A 22,369-nucleotide genomic window follows, 5' to 3' on the forward strand; every position below is an offset into this window, starting at 1 on the left:
TCGGTTAACGCTCCTGACGATTTTTTCGCTGGGGCTTATCAATGCCCCAGTAGTCGTAAAAATTAAACCACTGTAGGGGTTCGGCGCGGCAAAGGCGCTCCAACTGGGTGATATAGTTGCCCAGCAAGCGACGGCAGGTTTGCTCGCGCTCGCGCCTCGGCACTTTTTGGCCGTCGTAAAGAGGCGTCATTTCGGCGCGATAGCCCGCGCGGCTGCGATACCCGGCGAGAAAATAAACCGGCGCCTCTAACATTAAAGCCAACCAAAAAGGGCCCACCGGAAATTGTGCCTTGCCGCCCAGAAAGTTTTCACTAAAAAAGCGTTTCTGATTCTCCGGCGGCAAACGATCGGCCAATAAAATCAAAAACTCACCGTCGTTCAGTTTTTGCTGCAATAACATCGCCGTTGCCGGGGTAATATCGCCCACCTGAATCAGCCGCATTTGTACTTGATCGCTGGCACTGTCGAGCAGACGATTGAATTTTTCGGTATTGGCCGTGTGCAAAATAACATTGAGTTTGAGTATCCCTTCATTTTCTACCACCGCTCGGCACATTTCCAAGTTGCCGAAATGAGCGCCCAGTAATACCGCGCCTTTGTTTTGCTCTTGCAGCTGCAATAATTGTTTATGCCCGGTAAACGCGACATCGGAGCGCTGAATGCGCCCCATCCAAGCCCCTAAGCGATCGAGCAAAGCGGCAGCAAAGCTTAGATGATGCCGCCACACCTGCCAGGTATTACTTGTAGCCCCTGCGCGCTGTAGGTAATCGCGACTGTAACGTCGGGTTGCGGCGCGGGTGAGAAAAAAATACAACACCACCAGGTAGACTACCGGCTGAACCAAATAGCGCCCGCCGTGACGATACACCCAAAACAACAGGCGCATACCCAGGGCACTGCCCCGCTCGCGCTCTTGGTGCCAGTTACTCACCGCGAGACCTCAGACGGCGCCAAATTAATACCGGGGCACGCCACAACATACCCAATACCAGCCGGGTATGCATCCAGCTAATCGCCACATTATCGCCCCACAAGCGAAAGTTAGACACCCCATGTTCCGGGTAAACAACTTTGGTAGGCAGGCTAAGCACGGTATGCCCGCGCCAGAACAGCCGCACCATCACCTCGGTATCAAAATCCATCCGTCCGCCCAAGCGAACATCGTGGGCCAGATCCAACGTAGGCTTTAATGGGTAAACCCGAAAGCCACACATGGAATCTTTAATCTGCAGTGACAGGGTTTCAATCCACACCCACACGTGGGTTAAGTAGCGACTGTAAAAGCGATGTTTAGGCACCGACTCATCGTACTGGGGCACGCCGGTGATCAACGCTGCGGGGTTTTGCCGGGCAAGCGCTAACAGCTGCGGCACATCCGCACTGTCGTGTTGACCATCGGCGTCTATTTGCAGCGCGTGGGTAAACCCCAACCCCAGAGCATGCTGCATACCCGCCAGCACTGCTCGCCCTTTACCGCCATTGGGGTATTGTTCGACCAATTCACAACCTGTGTCACGCTGTAATCGCCGCAGATTTTCGCGCGCGCACTGATCGCCGCCATCGTTGACTAACACGCAGCAAAGACCCTGAGCCATTAGCGCATGGACCACGGGTGTCACTAGATGGGCGTGGTTATAAACCGGAATGACCGCACAGGCTTTAAACACCTTGGCCCTCTCCAGCAAATAGCAAAGCGCCTTTGGCGGTGACTCCGCGGGCATTGTGGTAGGTAAACTTGACCAGGCCCTTTGCCGGTTGGTAATCGAGCGTTAACTCCATGGTGACAGGCGGGCGAACCAGCTGTTGGAATTTATTAGAGCGCAAACTTTTAAAAGGCGTTTTAATATCAAAATAATCCACCGCCAGCTCGTGCACCCAGGCTACTTGAACCACACCGGCCAACACGGGCAGGCCGTCAAAATGGCCCTGAAAACACGGGTTTTCGGGGGTTAAGTCGAAGCGCCAGCGCACTAAGTGTTCGCGCGCTTCCACCAGGCGAAGAGAGTCGGGCAAAGCAATCACGCGGTCACCTCAAACAGCTTCACAATATCCCCCTGGGGCAGTTTGCCCTGGCTGTTGCGCGGCAACTGTTCGACAAACCGCCAGCGCCGCGGCAACAGCGGCCCCTCGTAATAGCGCGCGAGGTGCTCACGCAAGCCCTGGTTCAGGATACGCTTTCCCGAGTGCTTAATAACCTCGAAGGCGTCGTGGGTGATACTCGCCACTATAACCACCTCGTCCCGGCGCCCGCGCTTTACCGCCGCGCGGGCCTCCTTGACCCACACATGTTCGACCAGCCGCTGCTCCAACTCGGTTAACGACAAGCGCTTGCCCTCGACCTTGGCAATTAAATCCGCGCGCCCGCGCAACTCAAAGCGGCCATCGGCCTGCATTTCGGCTTTGTCGCCCATGGTAAACCATGGCAAGTTGCTTAGATGGGCACTTGAGACCTGTAATAACCCAGCGTCTGTGGTGCTGACCTCAACCCCCGGCAAGCTCTGCCAAACATTCGACTGACTTTGCCGCCGCCAGGCCACACCACCGGTTTCGGTACTGCCCAGAATTTCATAGAGGGGCGCAGGGCATCGGCTTTCCATGGCCTGCGCAGCGTCGGCTGTTAACAGTCCGCCGGAGGAAAAAGTAACCGAAATATTATCGCTCGCTTGCACAAACGGCTCGCTGCAAGGCAGGCGGGCTAAATGGGTGGGGCTGGACACCAATACCGCCCCGGGATGGGCCTGCGCCAGCGCGGCGAGAGGTTCGGGAAAATGACAGACTGAATCGACAAACGCAGCCCCGCGCGCCAACGGCCACAAAATGACATGCAAGAGGCCGTAAATATGCTGATGGGACACCGTGGACACGACGGGGCGCTGATCCAGCTCGGCACCCCACACCCCATGAAGCGCGGCCAACTCGGCTTCCAGATCGTTAAGATTTTTTATAATCGGGGCGGGCTCGCCCGTACTGCCCGAAGTAAAAAGCACCAGTTGTACATTCCGCGAAAAACACACCTCGGGGGGATTTTCTGTACTTTCTTTCCCCGCTAACGCCAGGGCACGGATTTGCCACTGGGGGCAGGTGAGATTATCCAGCGGGCTATCGCTGATCAGCGCATCGATGTGTGGCTGCAGCTCGGCGGCGGACTGGGGCTGCAGATTCTGCGGCATAACAATTTTTTTGCCCGCCAGCGCCAGGGCCAGTAATACCGTTAAAAAGTCGTAGCCCGACGCCAACCAAACGCCCACGCGCTCTTCGGAAGATCGCCGTAGACTGTGATACAGGGCAAGCACATCAGCGCGCAGACGGGTGCGATTGAGTGGTTCACCGTCCCGGTAGGCGATCACCCTTTCATCCCCCCCAAATGCGAGGCGACGTAAATTGTTACTGAATTTAAAGTCCATGTTTTTTCTTAAAATATAATTGGCGGTAGGCAAACTCACCGGCAAACAGTGCCCCCATTAACCCGTAGGCGATACCGCCATTGTATAACGCCCACACTTCGCGACTGCTGAACAGCGCCGTATACGCGGCGACAGCTCCGTTGCACAGCAAAAACACCACCCACAGACGCGTAACCCAGGCCGTGTAAACCTCAACGATGGGCGGCAGCCCCTGAGGAAATTCCAGCCGGGCCATTCGCGCAGGCAGAGTCGGAGGGTAATACAAGGTGTAGGTAAAGTAGACCGCGACAACGGCATTAATCAGCGCGGGCCAAAGCTTTAGCAATCGCTCGTCGTTAATCCACCAAAGCGCGCCGGCCAGGGCCATAAACCCGGCGACAATGACAAGGCGCTGGCCTGTATTCGCGGCTTTCACGCCCAGCCTTGCCCCGTAAATCCCAGCCAAAGCCAGGCCTATATAGCGCGGCTCTAGCCACTTGGTGCCCAGGTAAACCAGCGGCGGATACAAAATAAGTATCGCCACCGCGACTATCCCCAGGCTGCGGGTCACTTGGCCCTCAGCAGCTCATCAATCACGTTAACGGCGTCGCCAATCGTGCGCACGCCCTTAAACTGCTCGGGCTTCATTTGCTGACCGGTAACATTGTGAATTTTGGCCGCCAGGTCAATGGCATCAATGCTGTCAAAATCCAGATCGGCGTACAGGTCTGCCTCGGGCGAAATGTCATCGGCGTCAATCATAAACGATTGCACCAAGACATTTTTTAACTCGGTGTAAATTTCTTCTTTGGTCATCATCTTATCTGCGGTTCGGTTTACGGCGATGCGCGTTACTGCGAGGCACTTTGTGCCAAAACAAAATTGCGCAGGCTCGCGACACTGTAAAAATGTTCTTTGTTTTGCTCGGAGTTAGCATCGATTTTGACATTAAAGTTTTTTTGCAACGCCAGTCCCAACTCCAGAGCATCAATCGAATCCAGGCCCAGGCCATCGCCAAACAGGGGCGCCTCGGTGTCGATATCTTCTATAGCAATATCTTCCAGCTCTAACTCGGTAATAATCATTTGTTTTATATCGGTATCGATATCAGCCATAACGCTTTAAACCTTCTGCATAATAGTTCTCTAAGTAGCGCGTCAATAAGCGCGCCGCTCGGGGTTTATCATCGTACTGTTCAAGCAGCGCGCGCGGCTCGAGACACTCGTAAAAAAAGACATCGATGTGGGCTTTCCGGGGCGGTATCCGATACCAGGGCTCGCCTTTCACCAAAGTCAGAGGCCGACAGGTAATAAACACCGTCAGCAAGGGTGCGTCCGTGCGCACCGCAACATTGGCGGCGCCACGCTTGAACTGTAACGCCTGGCCGGGCACGCTGCGCGAGCCCTCGGGAAATATCAACACCGCCTGGCCGTCATCCAGCGCCTGGCGGCAGCCCGTTAGCAATTCATCTCCGCTGGCATTGCTGATAAAGCCCCCAGCCAGCATCACCCCGCGAATATACAAATTGCGCCACAGCGCGCCTTTTACCACACAATTGGCGCGCGGCAGAAGGGAAAATAAAATCACCACATCAATCAGCGTCGGGTGATTGGCAATCACCAAGTGCCCCCCGGCGCGCTCCAGCAGCTGGCGGTTGTGCAAATGCACCCGAATCAACCCCAGCCATTCCATCAGTGCCACGAAGCGGGCAAAGCTAAATTGCTGCAGCGCCCGCACCCGGGCGGCTTTAGCGCCGCGCTCGCCCGGCAGGGCGTAAATCACCGGAAACACCAATACGCTTTGCGCCAGCGCCAAAAACGAGAAGCAGGCAAAACAAAACCCCGTTGCCGAGGTTCGCCAGAGCCGGTCGCCCCAGTAACTAATCCTGTGCAGCACCGCGCCTCCAACACCACCGATGGTTTCCCGTATCGGCGGTTAACATTTGCTGTGAACCGTGCCACCAGGCCAAAAACTCGATGAGCAGCGAATTGTGCCCCGCACTTTCCCCGGCATCTTCCATGGTCAGACATACCGACGGCGCCGCAGGCTCGGGCTGGGCGCTTAACACCAGCGCCAGGGCTGCGGGCATTTCCCGTTCATCGGCATAATCGCGATAAAACTCTGCTAACGGCTCCTCGCTGTGGACCAGTAACACTTGCCGGGCCCCCTGTTGCAGCCAAGTCTCGGCCTCTCGCCAGGCGGCGGCCAGGGTATCGCGTCCCGCCGCCAGCGCCACCGAGGGCGCCTGGATTTTCTTGATGATACTGAATATGCCCAGCGCCGAGTTGTGGACCGATAAGCTAAAACCATTGGGTGACAGGGGGGCGTCGGTCGCCAGCGCCTGTAACAGTTTAAACGTCCGCTCAGTATCGCCGTGGCGCGAGGAGAAAATCACCGGCGCATCGGCCGCCAGGCTCTCGCAGGCGGGTTCGGCCACCTCCAGCGCCTGGCGTCCCCAGCGCGTGAGGCGCCGGCGAGTCATCGCTGGCACCCCAGCCGCAGCGGGCTTGGCGTCCGTCTCGGGAAGGCAATCGGGGCGAAAATCCGCCCACTGCTCGGCGCTCTCCAGCCCCGGGGCCCAGGCGCTACAATGAGTTACCCACACTTGCATAAACTGCATCCAACTCGCTAATTCCGTATGCTTCTCTTTTGGTGGGCCATTTTACACGACCTGTGGCGCCGCCGCAGTGACAAATAATGACCACTCGCAAAGGCGCTGCCACGAAGCGGCGCACTTAAATAAGCCCCATTGGGTGTAGGTCTCGGAATATAGTGCCAAAACCAGTATAGTTGCGACTTTTCCTGCGAAGAGCCCCATGTTAAGCCTAGATCGACTCAGTTTTGGCTATCGCCCCCACGAGCAGCAGATTGCCGATTTAAGCCTTGATCTCGAGGCGGGAGAGGTACTCGGCCTGCTGGGCCCCAATGGGGCGGGCAAGACCACTCTGGTGGGGCTGATTACGGGCCAGTTGCGCCCGCGAGCGGGGCACGTGCACTTTGATCGCGCTCCGGTGCGCCTGGGCCGGCCGGGCATTGCTCTGGTCCCGCAGGAGTATGCGTTTTATCCGCGTTTAAAGGTGCGGGAAAATCTCGCTTATTTTGCCGGTTTACTGGCCCTATCGGCCGCCGAACGGCGCCACCGAATTGCCGCAGCCCTGGACCAGGCGGGACTGACCGAGCTGGTCGGGCGCCGGGCGGGGGATTTATCCGGCGGCTATAAGCGCCGCTTAAACTTTGCTATCGCCCTGCTGCAAAAGCCGCAACTGCTACTTTTGGACGAACCCACCGCTAATGTCGACCCCCATTCGCGCCAGGATATCTTAACCGCTGTACGCGAACTGAGTGCAGCCGGTACCGCCATTATTTACACCTCACACCTGCTCGATGAGGTGGAGGCCATAGCCACACAAATCGCGGTGATGCACGCCGGCCAAATTGTACTGCGCGGGAGCACCGCCAAGTTGTTAAGCGACGCCTCTTCACAGGTAAGATTTAGCACCGAGCAACCACTGCCCCCGCCCCTGTGCCAACAATTGCAACTCGAGTCGCTAGACTCGCAAACTTATTTGTGTGACCTGCAAAAAGCCTCGCTTAGCCTGGCGGAGCTAACTCGCGCGCTGGAGCAAGCCGGACATTCCCCCAGCCGCCTCAGTTACGGACAACGCCGTTTAGAAGAGGTTTACCTGCAGTGCCTGGCACACACAGAGGCAACCGCATGATTGCGCTACTCGCCTCTTTAAAAAAAGAAAGCCTACTGCTGATGCGCGACTGGCATGCCCTGGCGCTGCTGTTTCTAATGCCAGCGCTATTTATCATTATCATGTCACTGGCGCTGCAAGATCGCTTTGGCGCCGAGCAAGGGATGGAGCTTGCCGGTCAATTCAACGATCAGGCATCCACCCGCGACGCTCGCCTATTTCGTCAACAGCTGGAATTGTCACCTTACCTAAGCTTGCAAGACAGCACCCGGCCGCTGAGTACGAGCGGCGAGCTCTACGCGATAACCCTCACCGCCGACTTTAGCCAGGCACTGGAAGCGCGCACCGACAAGCCAGGGGTGATGCTGCGCTTTGCCCCCGAACTGGGCGGACGCGAGAGAGCCTTGATCAGAGCCGCGGTGCAAGAAACGGCGGGGCAGCTGCGCGCCACGGCCATCGCCGAAGAGCTCGGCTATGATAAGCAATACGCCGAGCAAGAGTTTTTACTGACGCACTTAATCGTTGACGCGACCGATACCCATAGCGACCAGCCGGCCCTGCCTAGCGCGGTCCAGCAAAATGTGCCCGCCTGGCTGATTTTTGCCATGTTTTTTATCGCTATCCCCCTTTCCACGGCCATCATCGACGAGCGCCAGCAGCGCACGTTTATTCGGTTGCGCACCTTAGGCACTTCCGTGGGGCTGATCTACAGCGCTAAAATTCTGCCCTACTTTGTTATTAACCTACTGCAACTGGTGCTGATGCTGATGCTGGGTATTTTTCTAATGCCCCTGCTTGGAGGCGAGGCTTTGCACTTGCCCGCGCCGCAAATTCCCGCCCTGTTAATAATGGCCGTGTGCACTAGCCTGACCGCCCTGGCCGCCGCCAGCTTAATTGCCAGCGCGGCGCGCACCACCGAACAAGCCGCTATCGCCAGTGCCGCTGGAAACTTGTTGCTGGCGGCGCTGGGCGGGGTTATGGTGCCGGTGTTTATGATGCCGGCGTCTTTGCAGAGCGTGGCCGAACTGTCGCCCATGCACTGGGCCCTGAGCGGTTTTATTGAGTTACTGGTACGCCAGGGAAGCTGGAGCGATATAGCCGCTCCGGCGTTTAAATTGCTGGGCCTTGCTGCGCTACTGTTTACAGCGGCCTGGGCATTAATACAACGGAGCACGCGACATGCCTGATGCGGTTACCCCCGAACTTAAACACGCTCTCAAGCAAATGATTATCGACGAGTGCGACAAAGACGAACTGAGCCCCACGGATATACAAGACGACCAGGCACTACTGGGCGGTGATCTGGATTTGGATTCGCTGGATGTGTTGCAAATCTGCATGGCGGTAAAAACTCAGTACGGGGTGCGAATTGAAGGAAATACCGCCGCCCAACGAGCGCTCAAAAGTATCGACACCCTGGCCGATACGATTGTCAGGCAAAGTACTCCGTGAAGATCAGTATTCGCGCTTTCGAAGCGCGCTGCAGCCTGGGGGCCTCTGTGGAGCCGGCGGTTACCAACCTGCTTAGTGGCGCCTCATCCCCGCGACAACACACCTTTGACAACCTGCAAGAACCGGTCACCCTGCCTTACTTTAGCGCCCCGCCCGCGGGTGACTTTTATCGCGCCCAAGCCTCGTGTTTGAACTCGCTACTCGAGCGCGCCCAGCTCAGTCGCACTGAACGCCGGCGCACCGCGCTTTTGATGGGTTCTTCATCTTTTGATGTGCATATTTCCGAGAGCCAGTACCGGCGCGAGTTGAACACCCTCGGGCCAGAGCAAGCGCTGCCTATGCCTATTGTCGGCTACGGCAAAATAGCGCAGCACCTGGCCGACCAGCTGGCACTGGGGCCGCACCGCTACGCCTACTCCACCGCCTGCACCTCCAGCGCTAACGCCCTACTTTATGCCGCGCGCCTGTTGCAGCAGGATCAGGCAGACCACGCGCTGGTGCTGGGCTGCGAACACCTTAACGCCACCAGTGCACTGGGTTTTTACGGCCTGGGATTAATATCCCCGAGGGGTGAAATGGCCCCCTTTGACGCCCGTCGCGACGGTTTGATTTTGGGAGAAGGCACAGGTGCGCTACTGTTAAGCAAACCCTCGCAAACGCCGGCAAGCGAGCGGCGCTGGCAGCTGGCCGGAGGCGCGATAGGCACCGACAACTACAGCCTCACCGCCGCCCATGTCAGCGGCAAAGAAATCGCCAAAGTCATTCGTGCCGCTCTTGCCGACGCCGATATTACCGCTGCCGATATCGCGGCGATTAAACTGCACGGCACCGCGTCGCTGCTAAACGACGAGGCGGAGGCCGCCGCTTTACATCAGGTGTTTGCCACTCTCCCCCAGGGGTTTGCCCTTAAGCCTTATGTAGGCCATACCCTGGGGGCGTGCGGCGCCCTGGAAACCGCGTTGACCCTGGGCAGCCTGGCCAGAGGAACACTACCGGACAACCCCCGAGCGCTTGGCGATGGCGAGCTGGCCGTGCCTTTACTCAAAGAAAAACGTCCCGCTCAACCTGGTTACTACCTTTTGAATTGCTTTGCCTTTGGCGGTAATAACAATGCTCTGATAATCCGCGATCAGGGAGCTAACGAATGATCTACCTTATCGACAGCTACTCTCTGCTCAACACCATCGCCCCAAACGCCGACGGACTGCCGGATTTAAAAGCCATTATTCAGCGGTGGCACGGCGAGCGCATTCGGCGTATCGACCGCTACATTCAGCTGTGTGTCGCGGGTGGCTTAAGTTGCGTGGCGGGGCGGTCGCTGCCGGAAAATACCGGAGTCTATTTAGCCAGCCGCAACGGCGCGGTCGCGACCTCGGCGAGAGCCATGAGCAGCATTGAAGCCGACGGCCAGTTGCCCAAGCCTTTACACTTTGTAAACACACTGGGCAATTCCGCGGGCTTTTACTTAACTCAATTGCTCGGTCTCACCGGCACAGCAGTGGTCTGTTCGGCGGAGCAGTTATCGTTTGAAGCGGCTTTGACCCACGCGTGCCTGGATCTGCAAGCGCGGCAGTGCGACACCGCGCTGGTGGGAAGCTTTGACGAAACGCCTCTCCCTGTGCAGCACCAACGCCGGCGGTTAAATATCACAGACAGCCAGGCGCCTCTGCTTGAGGGCAGCCACTGGCTTTTGTTATCGCGTCACGCCCAAAACGCTCGGGCAAAACTCAGGGCGCCCGAATACACCGAGAGTTTGAGCCAAGCACTACGGCGAGAGGATACGGGTGTGCAACTGGCGTTCTCTCCGAACAAGGCTGAAGCCTCAAAGCTGCCAGGCAGCCACACTGTTTACAACCCAGTTGAGGGCGCCATCCCTCACGGCAGTTTTTCGGGTGCAGCGCTGGTGGAACAATTGAAACTGCCTTGCGGCACTCATGTCGCTCGCGAAGGCAAGACCTACTGCACGGTGCGCTGGACATCGGCGTAAAGGTTGCACCTATGGACTCTATTGTCACCGCTTTTCATTGGACGCCCGCCGTCGCTCTGGCGCTAGCGGTTTGTCTAGGTGTGGGCGGGCTGATTCACTGGACAACCAAACAAAGTCGATTTCCCGGGAAAGCCAGCTTTGTTGGCACTCACTTGGCAAGCCTTTGGTGGATGCTCGCAGCAGCGGCCGAACTGGCAGCCCTGCCGCCATCAGTAAAAATGTTTTTCGCCGCGATGGCTTGGCCCGGAATTGTGTTAATGCCGAGTCTCTGGGCCCTGTTTTTATACCAGTACACGCGCAGCGATTATCGCCCCCTGCATCGAGGTGTTTTGTGGCGATTAAGTCTAGCCCCTGTCTGCTTTTGGCTGCTGGCGCTAACAAACCCCTGGCATCACGGCTTTTATACTCATGCCAGTGCTCCTATCAACGCCGACTGGGGCGCCGCTATTAACTACCATCACGGTCCCCTGTTTTATCTTGCCGCCGTCTACGTATACTGCGTTATGCTCGCCAGTATCGCTATGTTAATTAAAGCGATTAAACAAACACGCAGTCTGTACCGAAATCATTTTTTGGCCATGTCCGTGGTCACACTTATTCCCTGGGTGGCGAATATTGGCTACGTATTTTTTGACCTTACCTTGTTTGGTTTTGATCCTACGCCTTTTACCTTTGCCTTTTCTTTGTCGGCCTTTATCTGGCTGATTCAACAAGCCCGCTTGTTCGATGCCGTACCCTTGGCGCGTCACCTTCTGCTTGAGGCACTACCCGACCCGGTATTGGTCATCGATAGACGCCAGCGCTTAATCGATGCCAACCCCGCTGCCCTAGCGCTGAGTCAACCTACGGAACAATGGCAAGCGCAGCCACTGGCGGAGTTGCCGACGCTGGGCTCCCGACTGGCTGAGCTTTTACATGCGACGCCGAAGGAGCAGCAACAAACTCTCGAACTGCCAGATCAACGCTTTTACGAAACCCGCATTTTGGCATTGCACAGCGAGGCGGGAAGCCTCTCGGCCCCCATTGGGCAGATGATTTACCTGCGCGACATCAGCCACCAACACTTGGCTCAACGTCAACTGACAGAGGCACTGCAATTAAGCGAGCAGCGCCTGGACACCATTTCCCAGTTACATAAAGAATTGCAGGCTCAAGCGATACGGGACCCCTTAACGGGCCTATACAATCGCCGCTTTCTGGATGAATTTTTTATTCGCGAGCTGGCGAGAGCCAAACGTGAACACGTACACCTTGCTCTGGCAATGATTGACCTGGATCACTTTAAATCTCTCAATGATCGTTATGGCCATCAAGCAGGCGATGATGTTCTGGCATTTACCGCCCATTTTCTAAGCTCAGAATTGCGCGAATCCGATGGCATTTTTCGCATTGGGGGCGAAGAGTTTTTGGTCATATTGCCCGGGCTTAATGCCACACAGGCGCGAGAACGTCTCAGCTATGTCGGACGGGTGTTTAGTCAAGAGTCGATTTCCACTGGCAAGCACCTATTGCAGGCGAGCTTCTCTGCGGGACTGGCCGCCTACCCCGAGCAGGGCGAAACACTTGAGGCACTTATTGCCCACGCCGATACAGCACTCTATCGAGCCAAAGCGCTGGGGCGTAACCGCGCCGAAGCTTAACCCCGATGCCAACGCTTGAGCTGATCCCACACCCCGGCTTCAGCGGCCGCGCTGACACGCAAACGCTCGGCTAAGCCGGCGCGGTCGATAGGCCGATCACTTTTACACTCTTTAACCACGGCCACTGCAAACTCGCGCCACAAATCACCCACATCTGTCATCGCCTGAGAGGCCTCAGCCAGGGCATTATCATTCAGCATCTGTGCCGCCTCTTGCAAAAAAGACGCGTACACAAAACGAAAACCCGCGCCGCCAGTGCCAATCTCTTCCTGCATTCGCACGATATGCCCCAGGTACAATCGTTTATCTTGTTCACTGCCGCGCAAATGCTCGATTTTTTTGGCCATATGGCGAATGCCGCGCACCCCGATCACCGGTAAAGGAGCCCCGGTCATGACCTTCATATTTTTGCCAATCGCCTGGCGGATTAAGCGCGGATAATCAATCTCTGATGGCACAGAATCAATGGTGTACATCAAGCCTTTGGGGGCCAATGGGCCACGCACAAAGCGCGCTTTGTTTAAATCCCGTGGGGCGATTTCCATCAGCTCTTCGAACACCGGGTCACTGATCTGATACACGCCATCGCGCTTGCCGTACACCAGTAAATTATGGGCGTTAAAGTGAAAGCGCATTTGCTCGGGAAAGTAAGGCAGGTAGTAAACCGATGTTTGCAATCCCACCAACTGGCCACGCGCGACACAATCATCCAGTGCCTCGGCCGCATCCATTGGGCTTTTAAAGGTGTGAAATTTAACCCCCACCCCCAAACGCTTACACAAACCCTTGATAATTGCGCGCGGCGGCAGGCGATAGGCAACCAAGGGTTGGCCACCGATTTTAACAATGGGGATATAAGCAAACGCCAACGCATTGGCCAAGCCAAAGGCCATGGGCTCACTAATGGACAACCCCTGATGACTGAGCAGCGAGGAAATAACGCCACTCTCACAGTGGGCGGATTGCCGGTGTTGAAAATTCATGGTCGCTGCTCCGGCAGTTGGGTGAGTTGTGCGGGGCTTACATCCATGGCCTGGGCGTAGCGGGCCAAAATGGCGGGGCTTAACCGCGCAAACACTCGGGGCGCAAAGTGGCGCTTCACTCGCCAGCGCCACAGGCCGGTCAATTGAGACAAGAGCACAAGATCCATTCGGCAGTGATGCATATGAAAATACAGAGGCGACTTGCGCCCCGCGTGCACTTCTTGCCAGGCCTGTCGCGCTCGCTCGCGGTATAGCGCCACGGCATCTAAAGTCGCGGCGGCCTCTACCGCCCAACCACTACTTTGCACACCACAGTAGCGGCCACTTTCATCCTGCGCATACAAGAGCTTTTTATGCCCGGCGTAGGTCGTACTTTTATCCTGTGGTACTTGATCGGTTCGCATACTCTGCTCCGCTTAAACCACTTCCAAAAGCATATACGACACCGAAAACCGACCGCTTTCGGGGACATAGCAGAGTATTTTTTCGCCCTTTTGCAAGCGCCCACTGCGAAACAGCTCGTCCAACATAATATAAATGGACGCCGAGCCGGTATTGCCCTTAGTGGATAAATTGGTAAACCAGCGGCTCTGATCTATCGCAAAATTCACCTTGCGCATACCCTCGTCCAAGCGATCGCGAAAATAGGCCGAAGAGTAATGGGGGATAAAATAATCAACCTGCTCCGGAGTCAGTTGGTGTTGCTTAATAACCTCGGGCAGGGCCTTTTCCACGGTATAGCGAACGATATTTTCATTGAGTACTTTAACGTCCTGTTTTACCGACATAAAACTCTCAGCGCGGCTTTGCTCGGCGCTTACCGCCTGCCAGCCCAGCAAGCTTTGATCGCGCTGCTTGCTCGCACCGGCGTACATGCAAACGGGCATTTCCCCGGCGTACGAGCGCAACTCCAGCCAATGAACCTGTAGCGCGAGCGCGTTAGGCTTCTCCCGTTGCAGCACGCAGGCGCCCGCGCCATCGGAAAGCATCCAGCGCAAAAAATCTTTTTCAAAGGCAATTTCCGGGTGCTTTTCCAAGGCCTGAATGCGATGGGTCAATTCGGGCAAGAAATTCCCCGCTTTCATACTGTAAGAGGCCGCCTCAGATGCGGCCGCTACCGCTGTGGAGTGCATGCCGGAGGCGACATTAAGCCAGGCGTATTTAAAAGCGCTCATACCGCTCACACAAATGCCCGACAGATTGGCCACCTCGCAGGCGGGACTGCCCAGCTCGCCGTGTACCATGGTGCCGTGGCCGGGCATTAACTGATCGGCAATGCTGGTCGCCGCCGCCAGACAGGAAACCTCCTGCAAAGAAATTTTATTTCCCAGGGCCTTGCGCACCGCCCGCGCACACAACTGCGCATTGGTGTAATTGTGCTCACCGGTTTCGGGGTCAATGGCATAGTAGCGTGTTTGTATCTGGTTACTGCGCAGCACTAAGCGGCGCGAACGCGACGGCCTTTCCCCCACTTGTCCCAGCAGAGTTTCCATCTGCTCATTGCCGACCGGATTGTTGGGCAGAAAACTCCCGGTATGGGTAATGTAAACTGGATCTAACGTCATAAAGTACTTACCCTTCGCCCGAGGGCCAGGAATAATATTTTTTTTGCTCAGCAATGCGTTTTCGCAACAGGGGCTTAAACAGCGTTTTTACGAGCGCGGTCAGGGGTACCACGGTGCCAATCATAAGCACTAAAAAGAGGATATAAAACACCGCCAACACCTGCCTTAAGGCCGCATTAGGGCGACCACAAGCCAAAAACAACTTTCCCCATAAATAGAAGCTGCGATTGCCCACCTTTTCGCTGGCGATTAACTTGTCATTAATAGTCACCGCTCCCATGCCTTGCCACAGAGTTTCATCCAGGGGCCTGCCCCGGGCAAACGCCTGCTGTATTTTTTCGCCAAAGCGCTGCGCCGCGGCAACCTCTTGCTCTTTAACGCCGGCCGCCGGAACCAGACCAAACCAGTGGGGCCCCTTGCGGCCGGTTAACACCCATAAGGGGGTGGAGAAAAAGCTGGCCGCCGAACTCACGCCGTCCGTTAACGCCACATTGCCCACCAAGCGCGCCTGCAACCTGTCCAGGTGGGCTTTAACCTTTTCCTGAGCCTGCAACCACATATTGCGGCAGGCAATCACCGTGACCACCGGTTTGTCTTTAAGTAACCGGAGCGCCAGCTCACTTTGTAGAAAAGTCGACACCGGAATAGAGGGCGACAAATACCACACCTGATACGCCAAAATAATCAAATCGTAATCGTCGGCCAGATGGGATGTATCCACACGCAATTGGCAGGGCACCTGATGCGCGGACTCGGGAAAAGCGTTGATAAACCGCAACAGTGGCCAGGGAAACGGGTAGGGCTCCACAGGCTGCAGATTGAGAAAGTCCACACTCACGGCGTCGTCTGCCAGCAGTGGGGCCACTACCGAACGGGCCACCCGCTCCAGCTGCCCACTCTGAGAATAGTGAACTACCAGAACCCGCGATCTGTGTGCTACTTTATCCAACCTTTACTCCCAACCCCATGCACTCGGCAATGGCCTCACCAAAATGGGGCGAATTTTAGCACATGTGACTTAGTGCCAGGCAAAGGGCGCCAAGCAAAGAGAGAAGAGACCACTTGTATATTATCCGATTTATAGCGCCACTAATGATACTGCTATTATTAGTCGACACCCTACAGGCAGAGTCGCCAAGGTTTACTCTACAGATAAACGGCAATCAATCGGCGGGCGCCACCCTTTACCTGGCCATTTACCCCGCCGACAGTGACGACTGGCAGGCTGAAGCGCATCAGAACCTGAAACGTGTGCTGCCTGATACCGAGCAGGTGCAATGGCCGCTTGATCTGCCCGCCGGGCGCTATGCGATTAAAGCCTTTGTCGATCTGAATCACAATGGCCAACTGGATCGCAAAAACCGCCGCACCCCACTTGAACCCTTTGCCTTTAGCCTGGGGGACGGGCGCGACAAACCCGGCATTAGCTTTAACAAAGCGGTATTTACCCTGGACGGGGAACACACGACCGCCCGGCTACCACTTCAATACCCTAAACAGCGCGCCCGCTAGCTTGCAGCCGCACCTGATCGGCCACCTGCAGCACCACCTTAACAGCGGGCCATTTGCTGTCATCCCAACTCAGGGTGACAGCCTCGCCGGGCAAAACAGGCGCGATAAACTTTACTTTTTTAAGCTCTGCCAGCTCATGGCCAGCAAAACGATCGCTAAAACTGGCGTGCACCTGGGCCAGCAAATAGGCGCCGGGCACAATCGCGCCATCCGGAAAGTGCCCCTGGACACAGGGAGAATTTTTAGCGACTCGAAATTTATCTGACATGGGTTATCATAGCCTTTTATCTATCATTTTACGGGCAAACGCTGATCGCACTCTATGAGCACTGACTCCCCTGCCATTGCCGAGCTACTGCCTCACGAACCGCCCATGGTGCTGCTAGATTCTATCATCGCCCACAGCGAGACGGATATTACCTGTATCGCCCATTCCCATCTGGACCCGCACAATCCCCTGCGTATCGGCAATACCCTGTCTATTTACGCGGGAATTGAATACGCCGCCCAGGCCATGGCCGCCCACAGTAACCTCTGCGCAGCGGCGGATCAGCTGCCCCGCCGGGGAGTCGTCGCGGTAGCGTCCAAGCTCCAAGCCCACTACCCAAAGCTCGACAACTTTGCCGTGCCCCTGCAAATTGATGTGAATATATTGGTTCGCAACGATACCAATAGCTTGTGTGGCTTTCGCCTTTGCGCGGGCGAGAATGAATTGCTGTGCGGTCAGCTCACGGCCAGCATCATTGATCCGGCGCGCCCGTGAAACTTCACCTGCTCAGCTGCAAACAAATAGAAAAATCCCATGGGTCGAATCAGGCAAGCTGGTTGAGCGATGCCGAACAAGCGCGCGCGCAGCGTCTGCGAAGCGTGAACGCTAAACGTACATTTATCTCTAGCCGGCTGTTATGCCGCGCGATTCTCGCACAGGAGCTAGACACTCAACCGCAAAACCTCAGCATTGCCCTCAGCCCGGCGGGAAAACCCTACGTAGAAAACGCCCCCGATCTTCACTTTAATCTAAGCCATAGCGGGCAGTGGATCGCTTTGGGTGTAAGCCACACAGGACCAGTGGGGGTTGATATCGAACAACCACAAAAACAGCGCCCGCTACTCAAAATCGCCCAGCAGTTCTTTCACCCGGAAGAGGTCTCACTGCTGCAATCTCTGCCAGCAGGTCAATGTGAGCAGGCTTTTTACCGCCTGTGGACCTTGAAAGAAGCCTTTTTTAAAGCCCGAGGAACCGGTATTGCCGAGGGCCTGGCACAGGTTAACTTCGCCGCGGGCAATACCCCCACCGCACCGGCCGAATTTACCCCTGGGCAGTGGCACTACTTCTTTACCCAACCACCCGTACCCACAGGCGAAGCCCTCTATCTGGCCTGTGTTAGCGCCAGCGACTCGGTAGTGGTTGAGGCATACGATTAGACTAAGCCCATACCACACGGGCAATTTCCGTAACCTTTGAACCAGGCAGAGTCGTGTTTGACTAATCCCCACACCAGTTATAGTCTTATGGACAATATAATTATTAAGGAGCGCCACCATGCCCAACACCAAACGCAGACTCATTAGCAAACCTAAGCTCGTACACCTCGCCCTACTAGCTCTAGGGCTTACAGGTCTTCCCCTCGCCAATGCCGCCTCGAATTCGCAACCCTTAAAATCCGTTTATCAGCAGGCCTTTAAAATGGGCGCCGCTGTCAACGCCGAGATTGTGAATGGCAACAATGCCCAGGCTCAACAGATCGTTCTGCGAGAATTTAATAGCATTACCTTAGAAAATGGCATGAAAGCCGGCCCCATTAACCCCGAACCCGGCGTTTATAACTTCGAGCCCGCCGATAAATTCGTCCAGTTTGGTCGCGAGCACAACTTATTTGTACTGGGGCATACATTGGTTTGGCACAACCAAACCCCCGAATGGTTTTTCACCAATGCCCAAGGCGAACCCAACACCCCCGAGCAACAGCTGGAAGTCATGCGCCAGCACATCAAAACCGTCGCCGGACGCTACCAAGGCAAAGTCGACGCCTGGGATGTGGTCAACGAAGTTATCGCCGATGACGGCTCCTACCGACCCACCACCTGGGTTGAAGGTGTGGGCGATGGAGATACGATGGTAAAGGCGGCGTTTCGCTACGCCCAGCAATACGCGCCCGACGCCGAGCTTTACTACAACGACTTTAATGCCTGGCGCCCCGCCAAGCGTGACGGCATTATCCGCATGGTTAAAATGCTGCAGGAAGCGGGGATTCGTATTGATGGCGTGGGCATTCAAGCTCACTGGGGCCTTAACTACCCCAAAACCGAATACATTGAGCAGGCCATTGACGCCTACGCAGCCGCCGGGGTCAAAGTCATGATTACCGAAATGGATATTGATGTGTTGCCGCTGACCAAAGAGGGGCAAATTATTGGCACCGGCATGCTACACCCGCAGTTTGAGCTGGAAGAGTTTGAAACCTTCCTTGACCCCTACCCACAGGGCCTGCCCGAGGACATTCAAAAGCAATTAAGCGATCGCTACGCCGAGCTGTTTGGGATCTTTTACCGCAAACGCGACAAAATTGATCGGGTCACCTTCTGGGGCGTCGACGACAGCATGTCGTGGAAAAACGACTACCCCATCAACAACCGTACTAACTATCCTCTTTTGTGGAACCGGGACTTTAGCGAAAAGCCCGCGGTGAACGCTGTTCGCGCTGTACCGCAGTAGCTAAAAAAATGCCGGGCTTAGCCCGGCACCTTCATCAATACGTAAAGCATCAATACATAAAACCAAATTCAAATATGGCCGAACCCACCGATGGGTCGCTTTCGGCATAGTCGATGTCCAGCCAGCGCTCGTAATACCCCGCGCGGATAAAATGATTCGGACTCAAATCAAAGCGCAAACCAGCCCCCACTCCCCATGAGAAGGAATCGCCGCCGTAGGTCGGCTGATACCAATCGCACACATAGCCCCACCAGGGGTCCCACCAACACACCTGATCCGGATGCCCGGCAGCGATATTAGAATCGATGCTGGTCCAACCAATCATACCGCTCACAAAAGGCGTCAACTTACCCTCAGAGAAGTAATAATCGGCGACACCGGCGGCGCTAAAGGTATCCATGACCCCGCTCACCGACTCTACCGTTCTGGCGCCATCATCCACAATTCGCTGGCCGTCATAGCGGGTATCATTCCAGGTAAAGCTGGCGCGTAAATTCAAATTGTTGGAATAATTGTACCCGGCGGTAAAGCCAAAGCCCGGGTCAGAGGCAATATCGGCTGTGGCTCCACCTTCAAAATCTATTGTTTCACCAAACAGATAAGGCACCTGCAGCGAAAACTCGTACTTGTTTATCCGATCGGCCTGAGATGGTGCCGCCACAATGGCTACCAGGCAACCCAAGGCCCAGAAAGGTTTAAAAATGCGCAGTTTCATATTTCATTCCCTAGAGAGTGGAGTACAACAAACGGCCCCCAGGGCGGGAGCTTTCCTACAGATATAAGAATAACGATATTCACTGCAGTTTTCGACTAGCGATTACCTAAAACAACGAATACAGTCCAAACGGGATTGGAACACCAAGAAATCATTACTGACCTAGACCGCGGTGCATTGCGTTGCGCACCCAGTTTCGACACTAGGCCTACAGCAAGACCATTCTCGATATTGCCTGTAAACCGGGCATACTAAACCCGGTAAAACAGATTTTAGGGGCAGACGTTTATCTAAGATACCTCTGATTAAGCTCTAGCAGCCTATGCGCGCCCCAAATGAGCAATCTATTCCCCTTGACCCACACCTCAAGCAATGGCCATAGCCTCTGACGAGAAGAATAAGAGGGGGAATGTACCTATAGCCTCCCGGCTTGAAAGGTTTGGCGAGCAAAACGACTACAGAAACAACACCTAATTCAAGTCCGGCCTTGGTTCTTGAAATGGTCTAAATTTTCTTGTTATCACTTCCCGCATTTCACCGGAAAATCAAGGAATTAACGACGACGAAACCTAGCAGGATATCGTCAGGCAGCCGCAAAACGGACGTCAGGGTGCCTTGCGGCCCTCCTGACACACGCAGAAAAGCTGTTCGCTTGTGTGAAGAGCCTTCGTTAATGTGGTGCCCACTAATTTGCCGGGAGCAAATTAGGATAGCCCGTCGGGGCTGGTCCGAGGACCGAGGCGCAGGGAAGCGCCGAGTCAACGCTGGACCATGGTCCGGCCTGAGACACATAAAGAAAAGGCCCTACGCTCTCGCGTAGGGCCTTCCTCTATTCGGTGCCCACCAATTTGTCAGGAACAAATTAGGACAGCCCGGCAAGGGCTGGCTCGAAGAGCCGGGGCGCAGGGAAGCACCCCGTCCACGCCGGACCTCGGTCCGGCCTGGCACACATAAAAAAGGCTCTTCACTTGCGTGAAGAGCCTTCCTATTTAATGGTGCCCAAGGCCGGACTTGAACCGGCACGGCTTGCGCCACTACCCCCTCAAGATAGCGTGTCTACCAATTCCACCACTTGGGCAAAGGGGAGATGCATAAGCATCGAATCTTTCTTAACGTAATGTGCGAGAGTCCCGACACGCTACGCGTGGTCGCTTTCGGCGTCCTGCCTCTCGCGACACTTGTGTATCCTGCACGTCGTCTACCCTTCCACCACTTGGGCAAAGGGGAGATGCTTAAAGCATCGAATCTATTTTAACGTAATGTGCGAGAGTCCCGACTCGCTACGCGAGGTCGCTTTCGGCTCTCGCCTTACGCGACACTTGTACTTTCATTTACATCGGTCGCTCCCGGCGTCCTGCCTCCCGCAACACTTGTACATCCATGTACATCGTCTACCCCTTCTGCCGTTTAGGCGAAGGGGATGCTTACGCATCGAATTTTGTTAGATCTTACTCGGCAGGTACTGCGGGTACTTCACCGGCGTTATTTTCGCTGCCCATGCTGGGTACCTCAGAAGCCTCATCATTGGCGGTGGGTACGTCGCTTTCCTGGGCGGCGCCAGCGGGGGCGGATTCTATCATGGAAGGAATTGCCGCGTCAGTCACTTGGCTGCTATTTTTTGCAATAATTGCCAAGCCAAAGCTGGTGCAAAAAAAGACGACCGCAAAAATGGAGGTGGCACGGGTGAAAAAGTTACCGCTGCCCTCGCTACCAAATACGGTTTGCGATGCACCGGCGCCAAACGACGCACCGGCGGAGGCACCTTTGCCCTGCTGCATAAGGATCAGTGCGATAATCGCCAGGGCGGTTAACACGTGTATGATTAAAACAATCTTTTCCATTACTCGGCTCTCTGCTTTGAGCGTTATAAACGTTATTTGTCGGCACTTTCGGCGTGCTGACAAACAGCAATAAAATCTTCAGCATTTAATGATGCTCCGCCTAAAAGCGCACCATCAATATCCGCCTTGGCAAACAGTTCCGCAGCGTTGCTGGGTTTGACACTGCCACCGTACAAAATCGTTAGCTGCTGCCCCAAATGTCCGAACGTCTCGCGGATAAATCCGTGCACCTGCTCGGCCTCTTCGGGGGTGGCAGTTTTCCCGGTACCCACAGCCCAAATGGGCTCATAGGCAACCACTGCGTGGGCGAATGACTCGAGCCCGGCGTGGTCAATAACCGCATGCAGCTGAGACTCGATAGTCGCCAATGCCTGTCCAGCCTCTCGCTGTTCACTGGACTCACCCACACATAAAATGGGTATCAAGCCCGCATCCAGCACCGCCGTATACTGCGCGGCCACCTGAGCATTATCTTCACCCTGTAGACGACGGCGCTCGTTATGACCGACAATCACATAACGACAGCCCATATCCGCGAGCATGGAGGCAGAAACCTCGCCGGTATAAGCGCCGGCTTGCTCAGCATTGGTACTCTGAGCGCCCCACATAATTTGGCAGGACTTCAGCGCCTGGGCCACCTGCTGCAGGTATACAAACGGTGGGCAAATCACCGTATCCGTGTCTTTCAGAGGGTTCCAACCTTGCAAGATCTCTTGCAGCAACCGGTCGTTGCCCTGACGATTGCCGTTCATCTTCCAATTACCGACAATCAGTCGACGGCGCCCAGCTGAGGGCTGCGAGGTCATATTCTACCCTCCGTAAAACGGCCGCCAATGGTAGCCGAACACTGCCTAAGATACAACGTCCATTGCCGCGC

At 55.6% G+C, this 22,369-nt stretch carries 27 protein-coding genes and 1 tRNA gene; 10 read left to right on the forward strand and 18 right to left on the reverse strand.

Annotated elements, in window-relative coordinates:
* Window positions 1-4: 4 nt before the first annotated feature.
* The 9 genes from M6D89_RS12545 to M6D89_RS12585 are packed head-to-tail and all read right to left on the reverse strand — an operon-like array spanning window position 5 to window position 5,994.
* Window positions 5-931 carry an LpxL/LpxP family acyltransferase gene (locus M6D89_RS12545; protein ID WP_253968426.1) on the reverse strand — a complete coding sequence of 309 codons (927 nt, stop codon included), beginning with the start codon at window positions 929-931 and terminating at the stop codon, window positions 5-7.
* Window positions 924-1,667: a glycosyltransferase family 2 protein gene (locus M6D89_RS12550; protein WP_253968427.1), complete on the reverse strand. Its 744-nt coding sequence runs from the start codon at window positions 1,665-1,667 to the stop codon at window positions 924-926. The genes M6D89_RS12545 and M6D89_RS12550 overlap by 8 nt, the downstream gene beginning before the upstream one ends.
* Window positions 1,660-2,022, reverse strand: a complete 363-nt coding sequence (locus M6D89_RS12555; RefSeq protein ID WP_253968428.1) for an ApeI family dehydratase — start codon at window positions 2,020-2,022, stop codon at window positions 1,660-1,662. The genes M6D89_RS12550 and M6D89_RS12555 overlap by 8 nt, the downstream gene beginning before the upstream one ends.
* Window positions 2,019-3,404 carry an AMP-binding protein gene (locus tag M6D89_RS12560; protein ID WP_253968429.1) on the reverse strand — a complete coding sequence of 462 codons (1,386 nt, stop codon included), beginning with the start codon at window positions 3,402-3,404 and terminating at the stop codon, window positions 2,019-2,021. Before M6D89_RS12560 ends, M6D89_RS12555 begins: the two co-directional genes overlap by 4 nt.
* Window positions 3,394-3,954 carry a COG4648 family protein gene (locus M6D89_RS12565; protein WP_253968430.1) on the reverse strand — a complete coding sequence of 187 codons (561 nt, stop codon included), beginning with the start codon at window positions 3,952-3,954 and terminating at the stop codon, window positions 3,394-3,396. Before M6D89_RS12565 ends, M6D89_RS12560 begins: the two co-directional genes overlap by 11 nt.
* On the reverse strand, window positions 3,951-4,202 hold the full coding sequence (locus tag M6D89_RS12570) for an acyl carrier protein (protein WP_253968431.1): 252 nt from the start codon (window positions 4,200-4,202) through the stop codon (window positions 3,951-3,953). The genes M6D89_RS12565 and M6D89_RS12570 overlap by 4 nt, the downstream gene beginning before the upstream one ends.
* 32 nt (window positions 4,203-4,234) lie before the next feature.
* Window positions 4,235-4,498, reverse strand: a complete 264-nt coding sequence (locus tag M6D89_RS12575; RefSeq protein WP_253968432.1) for a phosphopantetheine-binding protein — start codon at window positions 4,496-4,498, stop codon at window positions 4,235-4,237.
* Entirely contained in the window at window positions 4,491-5,279 is a 789-nt protein-coding gene (locus M6D89_RS12580; RefSeq protein ID WP_253968433.1) for a lysophospholipid acyltransferase family protein, read from the reverse strand. Before M6D89_RS12580 ends, M6D89_RS12575 begins: the two co-directional genes overlap by 8 nt.
* A complete protein-coding gene (locus M6D89_RS12585; RefSeq protein WP_253968434.1) occupies window positions 5,263-5,994 on the reverse strand; it encodes a beta-ketoacyl synthase chain length factor in 732 nt (243 codons plus the stop codon). The genes M6D89_RS12580 and M6D89_RS12585 overlap by 17 nt, the downstream gene beginning before the upstream one ends.
* 205 nt (window positions 5,995-6,199) lie before the next feature.
* Between M6D89_RS12585 and M6D89_RS12590 the strand changes: the two genes are divergently transcribed.
* From M6D89_RS12590 to M6D89_RS12615, 6 genes are read left to right on the forward strand one after another with little or no spacing between them, the layout of a single operon-like run.
* Window positions 6,200-7,102, forward strand: a complete 903-nt coding sequence (locus tag M6D89_RS12590) for an ABC transporter ATP-binding protein (RefSeq protein WP_253968435.1) — start codon at window positions 6,200-6,202, stop codon at window positions 7,100-7,102.
* On the forward strand, window positions 7,099-8,268 hold the full coding sequence (locus M6D89_RS12595) for an ABC transporter permease (RefSeq protein ID WP_253968436.1): 1,170 nt from the start codon (window positions 7,099-7,101) through the stop codon (window positions 8,266-8,268). Before M6D89_RS12590 ends, M6D89_RS12595 begins: the two co-directional genes overlap by 4 nt.
* Window positions 8,261-8,533, forward strand: a complete 273-nt coding sequence (locus M6D89_RS12600) for a phosphopantetheine-binding protein (RefSeq protein ID WP_253968437.1) — start codon at window positions 8,261-8,263, stop codon at window positions 8,531-8,533. Before M6D89_RS12595 ends, M6D89_RS12600 begins: the two co-directional genes overlap by 8 nt.
* Complete coding sequence (locus M6D89_RS12605) at window positions 8,530-9,681, forward strand: beta-ketoacyl synthase N-terminal-like domain-containing protein (RefSeq protein WP_253968438.1); 1,152 nt, start codon at window positions 8,530-8,532, stop codon at window positions 9,679-9,681. The genes M6D89_RS12600 and M6D89_RS12605 overlap by 4 nt, the downstream gene beginning before the upstream one ends.
* Window positions 9,678-10,520 carry a beta-ketoacyl synthase N-terminal-like domain-containing protein gene (locus M6D89_RS12610; protein WP_253968439.1) on the forward strand — a complete coding sequence of 281 codons (843 nt, stop codon included), beginning with the start codon at window positions 9,678-9,680 and terminating at the stop codon, window positions 10,518-10,520. The genes M6D89_RS12605 and M6D89_RS12610 overlap by 4 nt, the downstream gene beginning before the upstream one ends.
* 11 nt (window positions 10,521-10,531) lie before the next feature.
* Window positions 10,532-12,160: a histidine kinase N-terminal 7TM domain-containing diguanylate cyclase gene (locus M6D89_RS12615; RefSeq protein WP_253968440.1), complete on the forward strand. Its 1,629-nt coding sequence runs from the start codon at window positions 10,532-10,534 to the stop codon at window positions 12,158-12,160.
* On the opposite strand, the gene darH is transcribed toward M6D89_RS12615, so the two are convergent.
* Genes darH through M6D89_RS12635 form a run of 4 tightly spaced genes read right to left on the reverse strand, consistent with a single transcriptional unit; the run spans window position 12,157 to window position 15,657 of the window.
* The gene (gene darH / locus M6D89_RS12620; protein WP_253968441.1) at window positions 12,157-13,143 is read right to left on the reverse strand and encodes a BtrH-related acyltransferase DarH; all 987 of its coding nucleotides are present in this window, start codon (window positions 13,141-13,143) and stop codon (window positions 12,157-12,159) included. The genes M6D89_RS12615 and darH overlap by 4 nt on opposite strands.
* A complete protein-coding gene (locus M6D89_RS12625) occupies window positions 13,140-13,547 on the reverse strand; it encodes a DarG family dialkylresorcinol biosynthesis protein (protein ID WP_253968442.1) in 408 nt (135 codons plus the stop codon). The genes darH and M6D89_RS12625 overlap by 4 nt, the downstream gene beginning before the upstream one ends.
* A gap of 12 nt (window positions 13,548-13,559) precedes the next feature.
* Entirely contained in the window at window positions 13,560-14,708 is a 1,149-nt protein-coding gene (locus tag M6D89_RS12630) for a beta-ketoacyl-ACP synthase III (protein ID WP_253968443.1), read from the reverse strand.
* Window positions 14,709-14,715: 7 nt separating this feature from the next.
* The gene (locus M6D89_RS12635; protein WP_253968444.1) at window positions 14,716-15,657 is read right to left on the reverse strand and encodes a dialkylrecorsinol condensing enzyme; all 942 of its coding nucleotides are present in this window, start codon (window positions 15,655-15,657) and stop codon (window positions 14,716-14,718) included.
* A 143-nt stretch (window positions 15,658-15,800) separates the two neighbouring features.
* On the opposite strand from M6D89_RS12635, the gene M6D89_RS12640 reads away from it, so the two are divergent.
* Window positions 15,801-16,220, forward strand: coding sequence for a DUF2141 domain-containing protein (locus tag M6D89_RS12640; RefSeq protein WP_253968445.1), 420 nt, complete (start codon window positions 15,801-15,803; stop codon window positions 16,218-16,220).
* On the opposite strand, the gene M6D89_RS12645 is transcribed toward M6D89_RS12640, so the two are convergent.
* Window positions 16,201-16,488 carry an ApeI family dehydratase gene (locus M6D89_RS12645; RefSeq protein WP_253968446.1) on the reverse strand — a complete coding sequence of 96 codons (288 nt, stop codon included), beginning with the start codon at window positions 16,486-16,488 and terminating at the stop codon, window positions 16,201-16,203. The two genes, M6D89_RS12640 and M6D89_RS12645, sit on opposite strands and share 20 nt — an antisense overlap.
* A gap of 54 nt (window positions 16,489-16,542) precedes the next feature.
* Between M6D89_RS12645 and M6D89_RS12650 the strand changes: the two genes are divergently transcribed.
* The 3 genes from M6D89_RS12650 (at window position 16,543) to M6D89_RS12660 (ending at window position 18,936) form a co-directional block, all read left to right on the forward strand.
* Window positions 16,543-16,983, forward strand: coding sequence for a hotdog family protein (locus M6D89_RS12650; protein WP_253968447.1), 441 nt, complete (start codon window positions 16,543-16,545; stop codon window positions 16,981-16,983).
* Window positions 16,980-17,645, forward strand: coding sequence for a 4'-phosphopantetheinyl transferase family protein (locus M6D89_RS17405; RefSeq protein ID WP_253968448.1), 666 nt, complete (start codon window positions 16,980-16,982; stop codon window positions 17,643-17,645). Before M6D89_RS12650 ends, M6D89_RS17405 begins: the two co-directional genes overlap by 4 nt.
* Before the next feature lie 118 nt (window positions 17,646-17,763).
* Window positions 17,764-18,936 (forward strand): endo-1,4-beta-xylanase, encoded by a 1,173-nt coding sequence (locus M6D89_RS12660; protein WP_253968449.1) that lies wholly within the window; start codon window positions 17,764-17,766, stop codon window positions 18,934-18,936.
* 49 nt (window positions 18,937-18,985) lie between these two features.
* On the opposite strand, the gene M6D89_RS12665 is transcribed toward M6D89_RS12660, so the two are convergent.
* The 4 genes from M6D89_RS12665 to tpiA all read right to left on the reverse strand — a co-directional run bounded on the left by M6D89_RS12665 (window position 18,986) and on the right by tpiA (window position 22,298).
* Window positions 18,986-19,651 (reverse strand): outer membrane protein, encoded by a 666-nt coding sequence (locus M6D89_RS12665; protein ID WP_253968450.1) that lies wholly within the window; start codon window positions 19,649-19,651, stop codon window positions 18,986-18,988.
* A gap of 993 nt (window positions 19,652-20,644) precedes the next feature.
* Window positions 20,645-20,729, reverse strand: a tRNA-Leu gene (locus M6D89_RS12670).
* Window positions 20,730-21,099: 370 nt separating this feature from the next.
* Window positions 21,100-21,492, reverse strand: coding sequence for a preprotein translocase subunit SecG (secG, locus tag M6D89_RS12675; RefSeq protein ID WP_253968451.1), 393 nt, complete (start codon window positions 21,490-21,492; stop codon window positions 21,100-21,102).
* Between the two features lie 32 nt (window positions 21,493-21,524).
* The gene (gene tpiA, locus M6D89_RS12680; RefSeq protein ID WP_253968452.1) at window positions 21,525-22,298 is read right to left on the reverse strand and encodes a triose-phosphate isomerase; all 774 of its coding nucleotides are present in this window, start codon (window positions 22,296-22,298) and stop codon (window positions 21,525-21,527) included.
* Window positions 22,299-22,369 lie beyond the last annotated feature (71 nt).

It is taken from the genome of Gilvimarinus xylanilyticus, assembly GCF_024195295.1.
In the GTDB taxonomy this organism is placed as follows: domain Bacteria; phylum Pseudomonadota; class Gammaproteobacteria; order Pseudomonadales; family Cellvibrionaceae; genus Gilvimarinus; species Gilvimarinus xylanilyticus.